This window comes from Amycolatopsis sp. NPDC003861, assembly GCF_053605405.1.
The window spans coordinates 22,883-31,508 of the sequence record NZ_JBSGJD010000096.1 but is presented as its reverse complement, the minus strand read 5'-3'; the positions used below and the strand labels follow the sequence as shown (position 1 = coordinate 31,508).

Below are 8,626 nucleotides of genomic sequence, written 5' to 3'. Positions count from 1 at the left end.
ACCCAACGCCACATTGGGGCGCTTGTGGCGAGGGTCAGCGTTGCTGGACCCGCACCGCCCGCAACGTCGGCGGGGTGGCCCGCTCGGCGGTGGCTTCCGGCGCCGTGCGGGCGCCCGGGAGGTCCGGGGCCTGGCCGGTGCGGGAGGCGAGCTGATCCTCGACGGCGTCGAGGAACTCGTCGACTTCGCGCTCGTCGTAGCCGCGCTTGCCGATCAGCGGCTTCGCGAACATCACGTGGTGCACTTCGGCGGCGGTCAGGTCGTCCTCGTCGGCGAGGGTATTGGCGATCCGCCGGACGAACGCATCGACCTCGTGCTTCGCGTAACCACGGCGGCCGATCGGGGCGTTACCGAAGGTGACCTCGGCGAGGTCTTCGGCGCTGAACGACATGGAACTCTCCGATTCCGGGGTCGGCGGGTGCGAAACTCCCGTACACCGTCCTAACCGGTGGACAAGCTCCCCGGAAGGGGCGGACCCGAACCTCACCCCCACGGGCAGCCGCGCGCCCGCCTTCGGGTGAGTTCGCGCTACCCAACGCTGTGTGGCGCCCCTCACACGAGGGTCAGCTGCGGCCGAACCACTTCCGCGTGCCTTGCGGGCGCTCCGGCTCCTCGACCACCGCCGGCTTCGGGTTGCGCAGCTCGACCAGCGCCGCCTCGGCCTCGTCCAAGAACAGGTCGACCTGGGCCTGGTCGTAGCTGCGCATGCCGACCGGCATGATCGTGAACTCGACGTAGTGGATGTCGTCCGGTGTGAGGATGTTGCGCCCGGCCAGGGCCTCGGCGATGAGGTCGAGGAACGCGTCCACCTCGTCCTCGTTGTAGCCGCGCCGGCCGAAGCGGGGTTTGCCGAAAGCGATCGCCCGGACTTCGTCGGGGGTCATGGCTTCACCTTGCCACCCATGTCAGCCCGCGTGGAAGGTGTTCTGCGCGGCCGCGAGACCGGTGCTGATCAGCGCCTCGGTCGCGTCCGCGCACCGGTCCACCTCCAGCGGGAGTTCCTTGCGCTCGACCGTCGAAAAGTCCTTCAGCACGAAGTCCGCCGGGTCCTGGCGGCCGGGCGGGCGGCCGATGCCGAACCGCACCCGGTAGTAGTCGCGGGTGCCCAGTGACTTCGTGATCGAGCGGAGGCCGTTGTGGCCGTTGTCGCCGCCACCCAGCTTCAGCTTCAACGCGCCGAAGTCGACGTCGAGCTCGTCGTGCACCACGACGACGCCGGACGGCTCGACCTTGTAGAACCGCGCCGCGCCGACCACCGGCCCGCCGGAGAGGTTCATGTACGAGCGCGGCTTCACCAGCACCACGCGGCGCCCGGCCAGGCGGCCTTCCAGCACCTCGCCGCCGGTCTTGTGCGCCTTGAACTTGCCGCCGACGCGGGCGGCGAGCTCGTCCAGCACCATGAACCCGACGTTGTGCCGGTTCCCGGCGTACTGGGGTCCGGGATTGCCGAGGCCGGCGAGCAGGATCAGCTCGCCGGCCCCGGGCATGTCTTCGGTCATACGGTGATGCTATTCGGCGGCTTCGGCCGACTCTTCGCCAGCTTCGGCCTCGTCGTCGGCCTCTTCACGCTGCGGCTCGTTGACGGCCACGACCAGCGACTCCGGGTCGGTGACCAGGGTCGCGCCCTGGGGCAGCTGGATCTGGCCGGCCAGGATCTGGGTGCCGACCTCGAGGCCCTCGATCGAGACCTCGACCTGCTCCGGGATGTGCAGCGCCTCGACCTCGACCTGCAGGGTGTCGACGTCCTGGTTGACCAGGCCGCCCGGGCCGGGGGTGCCGGTCACGACGACGGGGACGTCGACGGTGACCTTCTCGCCGCGCTTGACGACCAGCAGGTCGACGTGCTCGATGTAGTTCTTCAGCGGGTGCACCACGATGGTCTTGGTCAGGGCCAGCTCGCTGGAGCCCTCCAGGTCCAGGGTGATGACGGCGTTCGAGCCGTTCTCACGCACGACGCGGGCGAACTCGATCGCCGGCAGCGCGAAGTGCCGCGGGTCCGACCCGTGGCCGTAGAGGACGGCGGGGATCTTGCCGGCGCGACGCGTGCGGCGCGCGGCGCCCTTGCCGAACTCGGTGCGCGGCTCGACGGACAGACGTACCTCGGACACGGTGTTGCACTCCTTCAAATCAAAGACAGCATGCTGCGGCGGGGGAAGCCGATGTGTGTTCTGTTCAAGGAAGTTTCGGCGGCGAGTTTCCGGGCGTGCACGACGACGGGGGCTACTCGAGCCGCCGCGTCGATCACGCCGGGCACCCCAGAAGGGCCCCGCCTCGCCGAGACAACCTCAAGAGTGTAAACCAACCTCATCACGGTGGGTTGCGGCGGGTGCCCGGCCCAGGCTAGAACCCTCCTGGAACCCCGGTACGTGACGACACAAATCCGGTGGCGGGACGACGCCGGCCGAGGTGTGCTCGGGTAGCGGGAGAGCAGGGGGCGGGAAATGCGCGCTCGGTGGAGCGAGGTGGCGGCGGTGCTGCTGCTGGGTGGGCTGCTGGCGGGCTGCCAGGTGGCCGTGGCCGGCACCGCCGGTGTCTCCGCGGCCGACCAGGCGACGGCCGACCGGCGCGCGGAGCAGCGCACGGCGGTCGACGCGGCCCTGACCGCGCTGGGCCAGGCGCCCGCGCTCGCGCTGAAGGCCACGGTGAAGGGCGCCGAGCAGCAGTTCCGGATCACCCGCGGCGGCTACGCCGTCGGCGCGCTGCCGCTGGAAGGCCGGTTCGTCCAGGTGACGGCCGCCGCGAGCCAGTTCTACCTGCAGGCCGACGCCGACTACTGGAAGGCGCACGCGATCGACGAGGGCACGCAGTTCGGCACGAACTGGGTGCGTTCGCTCGGCTCCGAGCTGCCCTTCGACCCGGCGGCCCGGTTCGCGCCGCCGGCGCTGGCCGAAGGGCTGCGCAAGGCGCTGGCCGGGCTCGACCGGATGGGCGAGCCGGTCAAGGCCGAGCTGCCCGACGGCACCGAGGTCTACCAGCTCGGCGCCGCGCCGAGCGTCCTGCGCGTCACGACGGCCAAGCCGAACCGGGTCGTCAGCTTCGCCCCGACGCTGCTCGACCCGCAGAACGGCCCGAAGTACGGCGCCGAGTTCGGCGTCACCGCGCTCACCGGGGACGCGGTCAAGGCGTTCCACACCGACCTCGACGCCGCCGTCGGCGGGCTGGGGCAGCCGTTCGAAGGGCTGGTGCAGGCCAGCGCCGTCGTCACCAACGACAAGCTCGACTGCAAGGACTTCGTCGGCTCCTGCACGACGACGGTCGACGTCTCCAACAGCGTCGTCGGCACGCCGGCGTCCGGGGAGAAGAGCGTCGTGCACATCACCCTGTCGGTCGAAGTCAGCGCCGAGTCGCTCGGGGCGCAGACGTGCACGGCGGCCGGGGACGCGGAGCCGTACAAGACGATCCAGCTGTCGTGTGCGGTGAAGTTCAAGCTGCCCAACCGAACGGCCAGCTACCAGGTGCTGTCGAAGCCGAACGCGACCGCGGAGGTCCGCGCGGGCCTCGACGTCAACGCCGTGAAACAGCGGGTGGCCACGGAGTTCGCGGGCCTCGGCGGCTGACCTGGACACCTACCCCCAGGTGTGTTGCTTCCGTTGAAGTAGGTGATCTTCCGTTCCTAGCATCGGCTGCGAACAGCCGAGAGGAAACGGAGAAACAGCCATGGCCAAGCTGGTCATTTTCGGGGCGACGGGGTACGCCGGGGGCAGGATCGGCGCCGAGGCGCTGCGTCGCGGCCACGAGGTGGCCGGCGTCGCGCGGCACGCCGGCTCGGTGCCCGAGGGCGTCGACGAACACCAGGGTTCGCTGCACGACGAGGAGTTCGTGGCGAGCTTGGCGAAGGACGCGGACGTGTTCGTGGTCGCCACCCCGGCCCGCGAGCTCGACGGCAAGAAGCTGATCGAGGCGGTCCCGGCGCTGGCCCGGATCGCGAGCGAGAACGACGTCCGGCTGTCGTTCGTCGGCGGCGCGGCCAGCCTGCACGTGGCCGAGGGCGGCCCGCGGCTGTTCGACACCCCGGAGTTCCCGGCCGAGTACAAGGACGAGGCGGGCAGCCACGCCGAGGTCCTCGGCCTGCTGCGCGAGCAGCCGGAGAGCCTCGACTGGTTCTACGTCAGCCCCGCGGCCGAGTTCGGTGCGTGGACGCCGGGCGAGCGCCGCGGCGAGTACCGGATCGGCGGCGACGTCCTGGTGACCGACGAGAACGGCAAGTCGCACATCGGCGGCGACGACTTCGCGATCGCCTACGTCGACGAGATCGAGCAGCCGAAACACCGCCGCGCGCGCTTCACCGTCGCCTACTGAAGTCTGCCGCGGCTCTCGTGAGTGGTAAGGCGGGTTCTAACCCGCCTTACCACTCACGACAGGGTCAGGCGTTGCCGTCGAAGAGGGACGTCACCGAGCCGTCTTCGAAGACCTGCTGGATCGCCTCGGCCAGCATCGGGGCGATCGACAGCACGGTCAGCCCGGGGAACCGCTTCTCCTCGGGGATCGGCAGCGAGTTCGTCACGATGACCTCACGCGCCTTGCACGACGACAGCCGCTGGGTGGCCGGGTCGGAGAGGATGCCGTGGGTCGTCGCGATGACGACGTCCGCCGCGCCCTCTTCGATCAGGGCCTCGGTCGCCTTCACGATCGTGCCGCCCGTGTCGATCATGTCGTCGATCAGCACGCAGAGCTTGCCCTCGACCTTGCCGACCACGCGGTTGGCCACGGCCTGGTTGGGCTTGTCCGGGTCGCGCGTCTTGTGGATGAACGCGATCGGGCGGTCACCCAGCTGCTGCGCCCACTTCTCGGCCAGCCGGACACGGCCCGAGTCCGGGGAGACGACCGTGATGTCCGCGTCGCCGTAGGTGGCCTTGATGTGGTCGGCCAGCACGGTCTGCGCCATCAAGTGGTCGACCGGGCCGTCGAAGAAGCCCTGGATCTGCGCGGTGTGCAGGTCGACCGTCATGATCCGGTCGGCGCCCGCGGTCTTGAACAGGTCCGCGATCAGCCGCGCCGAGATCGGCTCGCGGCCCTTGTGCTTCTTGTCCTGGCGCGCGTACGGGTAGAACGGCATCACCACGGTGATCCGCTTCGCGCTCGCCCGCTTGAGCGCGTCCACCATGATCAGCTGTTCCATTACGAACTCGTTGATGGGCGTGGTGTGCGCCTGGATGACGAAGGCGTCGGTCCCGCGGACGGACTCCTCGAACCGGACGAACAGCTCCCCGTTGGCGAACGTGTGCGCCGTCTGCGGGGTGATCGTGACGTTGAGGTGCTGGGCCACCTCTTCGGCGAGCTCCTGGTGCGCGCGTCCGGAGAAGAGCATCAGGTTCTTCTTCGGCGTCCCTTGCTTCGGACTCATGCTGGCGACTCCCCGTCGGTTCCTGCTGCTGAATCGGCGTCGAGGGCGGCCTGGGCCGCCTCCGCCGCGGGCGTACCCGGCCGGCGCCGGATCGCCCAGCCTTCGATGTTGCGCTGCGGCGGCGCCGACACCGCGAGTGTGCCTGGCGGGACGTCTTCGCGGATCACGGCACCCGCACCACTGTAAGCGCCGTCACCGATGTGCACCGGGGCGACGAAGGTGTTGTCCGCGCCCAACCGGACATACGACCCGATAACGGTCCGGTGCTTGTTCACGCCGTCGTAGTTCACGAACACGCTGGAGCAGCCGATGTTGCTGTGCTCACCGATCGTGGCGTCACCCACGTAGGTCAGGTGGGGCACCTTCGTCCCGGCGCCGATGTCGGCCGCCTTCGTCTCGACGAACGCGCCGAGCTTCGCCTTGACGCCCAGCTTCGTGCCCGGGCGCAGGTAGGTGAACGGGCCGACGTTGACGCCGTCGCCGAGTTCGGAGTCCGAGCCGTGGACCCGCACGACGCTCGCGCCGGCCCCGATCCGCACGTCGGTCAGCGTGCTGTCTGGGCCGACCGTGCTGCCCTCGCCGACCGAGGTCGTGCCCTTGAGCTGCACGCCGGGCTCGATGACGACGTCACGGGCCAGGGTCACGCCGGCGTCGATCCAGGTCGTGGCCGGGTCGGTGATGGTGACGCCCTCGCGCTGCCAGCGCTGCACGATCCGGCGGTTGAGCTCGGCGCCGAGCACCGACAGCTGCACCCGGTCGTTGACGCCTTCGGTCAGCCACGGGTCGTCGACGACCAGCGCGCCGACGTGCAGGCCGTCGCCGTTCGCGATGCCGAGGACGTCGGTGAGGTAGAGCTCGCCCTGGGCGTTGTCGGTCGAGAGGCGCGAGAGGCCGTCGCGCAGCACGGCGGCGTCGAAGGCGTAGACGCCCGAGTTGATCTCGGTGATCTCGGCCTGCTCCGGGGTGGCGTCCTTGTGCTCGACGATCCCGGTGACCTTGCCCGCGCTGTCGCGCACGATCCGGCCGTAGCCGGTCGGGTCGGCGACCACGGAGGTGAGCACGGTGACGGCGTTCTTCGCCTCGGTGTGCTCGTCGAGCAGGGCGCCGAGGGTGGCGGTGTCGAGCAGCGGGACGTCGCCGTAGCTGACGATCACCGTGCCGGTGACGTCGGCGGGGAGGGTGGCGAGCGCGCAGGACACGGCGTGACCGGTGCCCTTCTGCTCGGCCTGCACCGCGGTGCCGACCGGGCGGCCGAGGGCTTCGCCGACCGCGCTCAGCCGTTCGCCGACCGCTTCGCGGCCGTGCCCGATGACCACCACGAGGTGTTCGGGGTTCAGGCCGGCGGCGGCCCGGACGGCGTGCTCGACGAGGGGCCGCCCGGCGATCGGGTGCAGCACCTTCGGCGTCGAGGAACGCATGCGGGTGCCCTCACCCGCGGCGAGGATCAACGTGCTCAGCGGGCCGGTCAACGGCGCTCCCAACGGTTACCAAAAGTCGGCTTCTGTCGGGCACCGATCCTAACTGTGGTCGTCGGCGTCCCACGCGGGGTCGGTGGGAGGGGCCTCGCTGGCCCATGCTGTGGCGGGGTCGGCGGCCATCGAATTCGCCGACGCCACCTGGTTGCCGCCGCCGCGTTTGGCCTGGTACATCGCCGCATCCGCGCGCGCCAGGACCTGCTCGCCGCGTTCCTGCGGCCGCAGCGACACGAGCCCGATCGACAGCGTCACGCCGTGCGAAAGGTGGTGCGGCAGGTTCGAGACGGACTTCACGGCCCGCCCGAGCGCCATCTTCGCCGCGGACGCCGGCGTGCCCGGGAGCAGGACGATGAACTCGTCGCCGCCGTAGCGGGCCACCAGGTCGTCTCCGCGCAACGCGTCACGAAGCGTGCTCGCCACGACACGCAGCACGTTGTCGCCTTCCGCGTGCGACTGCTTGTCGTTGACGCCCTTGAAGCCGTCCAGGTCGACCAGCGCCACCGCCAGCGGCTGCGCGTCCGCCGACGACGCGAGCTGGCGCAGCTTCTCGTCCAGCGCGCGGCGGTTGGGGAGGCCGGTGAGCGGGTCCTGCAGCGCCTGCTGGGTGATCGCGCCGTGCTCGGCGGACAGGCGTTCGTGCTCGCGGCGGGCGTTCAGCGTGGCGATCTGTGACTCGCGCAGGCTCCACATCTCCGACTCCAGGCGCCGCGCGTAGTCGATCAGCGACTCGCCGGCGCCGGAGCCCGGGCTCGTGTCCAGCCGGGCCAGCTCGCGGGCGATGTTCAGCCGCATCGACGGCTGGGAGGTGTCGTCCGAGATCGACTGGCGGGTCTCGCGCAGGACCGAAAGGGCCTCTTCACGGCGGCCCTCCTTGTCCAGGCAGCGGGCCAGCGCGATCGCGACGATCTCGCGGTCGTGCCCGAACGCGCGCTCGGTGTAGAGGTTCTGCAGCCGCTCGACGTGCTCGCCGCCCGGCTGGTTCAGCGCCGGCGCCGCGGCCAGGACGCCGACCTGGTCGATCGCGTCGACGTTCGCCTTGCGCGGGAACAGCGACTCGGCGAACGGCCCTTCGGCGGCCGCCCCCATCGACGCCGCCGTGCGGAACTTCTCGGCGCTCTCGTCGTACTCGTCGATGCGCTCCAGCCGCAGGCCCCAGCCGAGCAGCATCTTGATCCGGTTGATCAGCTGCAGGGCGATGTCGTGCGGGCTCGCGCTCTCGCGGATCGCCGCCGCGGCCCGGCCGATCACCTCTTCGGCCGCTTCGTAGACGCCGAGCTGGTTGAGCACCAGCCAGCAGTCGATCAGCGTCGAGGAGAGCAGCCGGTTCCAGTTGCGCAGCCCGACCTGGCGGTCCGGGATGGTCGAGTCGTCGAGGATGGCCAGCGCCCGGGCGATCTCGGTGAGCGCGGCGTCCTCCTGCGCGGCGATCACGAGCCGGCGCCCGCGCAGGGCGTGCGCGTCGGCCCGGAGCAGGGCGATGCCGTGCCGCCGGGTGTGCGCGAGCATCTCGTCGAGCCGGGGCTCGGCCTCCGCGGCCAGGCCCTTCGTGGCCAGCCGGGCGAGGGCGGACGAGCGCAGCAGCTGGGCCACGAGCAGGGGCTCGCCGCGCCGCTGGGTCTCGTCGAGCAGCTCGTCCATCATCGCGACGATCTCGAGCTGCTGGGTGTACTCGTGCCGCTGGACCGCGGCGTTCAGCTCCCGCGCGCGCCCGACGATCCAGGCGTCGGACATCTCGGCCAGCGCGGGCCGCCTGGCCGTCACCGGGTCGGTCGCCTCGTCGGTCAGCGCCAACCTCCCGGTGTCGTGG

9 protein-coding genes are annotated in these 8,626 nt (G+C 70.8%); 2 read left to right on the top strand and 7 right to left on the bottom strand.

The features are described from left to right. Nucleotides 1-34: 34 nt before the first annotated feature. From ACWEVN_RS23730 to ACWEVN_RS23715, 4 genes are all read right to left on the bottom strand, one after another. Nucleotides 35-391: a DivIVA domain-containing protein gene (locus ACWEVN_RS23730; protein ID WP_449687120.1), complete on the bottom strand. Its 357-nt coding sequence runs from the start codon at nucleotides 389-391 to the stop codon at nucleotides 35-37. A 172-nt stretch (nucleotides 392-563) separates the two neighbouring features. After that, nucleotides 564-884 (bottom strand): DivIVA domain-containing protein, encoded by a 321-nt coding sequence (locus tag ACWEVN_RS23725; protein ID WP_449687119.1) that lies wholly within the window; start codon nucleotides 882-884, stop codon nucleotides 564-566. 21 nt (nucleotides 885-905) lie between these two features. After that, nucleotides 906-1,499 carry an aminoacyl-tRNA hydrolase gene (gene pth / locus ACWEVN_RS23720; protein WP_449687118.1) on the bottom strand — a complete coding sequence of 198 codons (594 nt, stop codon included), beginning with the start codon at nucleotides 1,497-1,499 and terminating at the stop codon, nucleotides 906-908. Nucleotides 1,500-1,508: 9 nt separating this feature from the next. Continuing rightward, the gene (locus ACWEVN_RS23715) at nucleotides 1,509-2,108 is read right to left on the bottom strand and encodes a 50S ribosomal protein L25/general stress protein Ctc (RefSeq protein WP_449687117.1); all 600 of its coding nucleotides are present in this window, start codon (nucleotides 2,106-2,108) and stop codon (nucleotides 1,509-1,511) included. A 354-nt stretch (nucleotides 2,109-2,462) separates the two neighbouring features. Between ACWEVN_RS23715 and ACWEVN_RS23710 the strand changes: the two genes are divergently transcribed. Both ACWEVN_RS23710 and ACWEVN_RS23705 read left to right on the top strand, forming a co-directional pair. After that, nucleotides 2,463-3,557 (top strand): hypothetical protein, encoded by a 1,095-nt coding sequence (locus ACWEVN_RS23710; protein ID WP_452052714.1) that lies wholly within the window; start codon nucleotides 2,463-2,465, stop codon nucleotides 3,555-3,557. Nucleotides 3,558-3,657: 100 nt separating this feature from the next. Further along, entirely contained in the window at nucleotides 3,658-4,299 is a 642-nt protein-coding gene (locus tag ACWEVN_RS23705; RefSeq protein ID WP_452052713.1) for an NAD(P)-dependent oxidoreductase, read from the top strand. 64 nt (nucleotides 4,300-4,363) lie between these two features. Here ACWEVN_RS23705 and ACWEVN_RS23700 read toward each other — a convergent pair whose 3' ends face one another. From ACWEVN_RS23700 to ACWEVN_RS23690, 3 genes are read right to left on the bottom strand one after another with little or no spacing between them, the layout of a single operon-like run. After that, a complete protein-coding gene (locus ACWEVN_RS23700) occupies nucleotides 4,364-5,344 on the bottom strand; it encodes a ribose-phosphate diphosphokinase (RefSeq protein WP_449687114.1) in 981 nt (326 codons plus the stop codon). Next, on the bottom strand, nucleotides 5,341-6,813 hold the full coding sequence (gene glmU / locus ACWEVN_RS23695) for a bifunctional UDP-N-acetylglucosamine diphosphorylase/glucosamine-1-phosphate N-acetyltransferase GlmU (RefSeq protein ID WP_452052712.1): 1,473 nt from the start codon (nucleotides 6,811-6,813) through the stop codon (nucleotides 5,341-5,343). The genes ACWEVN_RS23700 and glmU overlap by 4 nt, the downstream gene beginning before the upstream one ends. A gap of 48 nt (nucleotides 6,814-6,861) precedes the next feature. Further along, nucleotides 6,862-8,610, bottom strand: a complete 1,749-nt coding sequence (locus tag ACWEVN_RS23690) for a diguanylate cyclase domain-containing protein (RefSeq protein WP_452052711.1) — start codon at nucleotides 8,608-8,610, stop codon at nucleotides 6,862-6,864. Nucleotides 8,611-8,626 lie beyond the last annotated feature (16 nt).

Bases quoted from the DNA above. Each gene is read 5' to 3' on its own strand.
- ACWEVN_RS23705 (WP_452052713.1), top strand. From the start codon at position 3,658: ATGGCCAAGCTGGTCATTTTCGGGGCGACGGGGTACGCCGGGGGCAGG.
- ACWEVN_RS23730 (WP_449687120.1), bottom strand. From the start codon at position 391: ATGTCGTTCAGCGCCGAAGACCTCGCCGAGGTCACCTTCGGTAACGCC.
- ACWEVN_RS23700 (WP_449687114.1), bottom strand. From the start codon at position 5,344: ATGAGTCCGAAGCAAGGGACGCCGAAGAAGAACCTGATGCTCTTCTCC.
- ACWEVN_RS23725 (WP_449687119.1), bottom strand. From the start codon at position 884: ATGACCCCCGACGAAGTCCGGGCGATCGCTTTCGGCAAACCCCGCTTC.
- pth (WP_449687118.1), bottom strand. From the start codon at position 1,499: ATGACCGAAGACATGCCCGGGGCCGGCGAGCTGATCCTGCTCGCCGGC.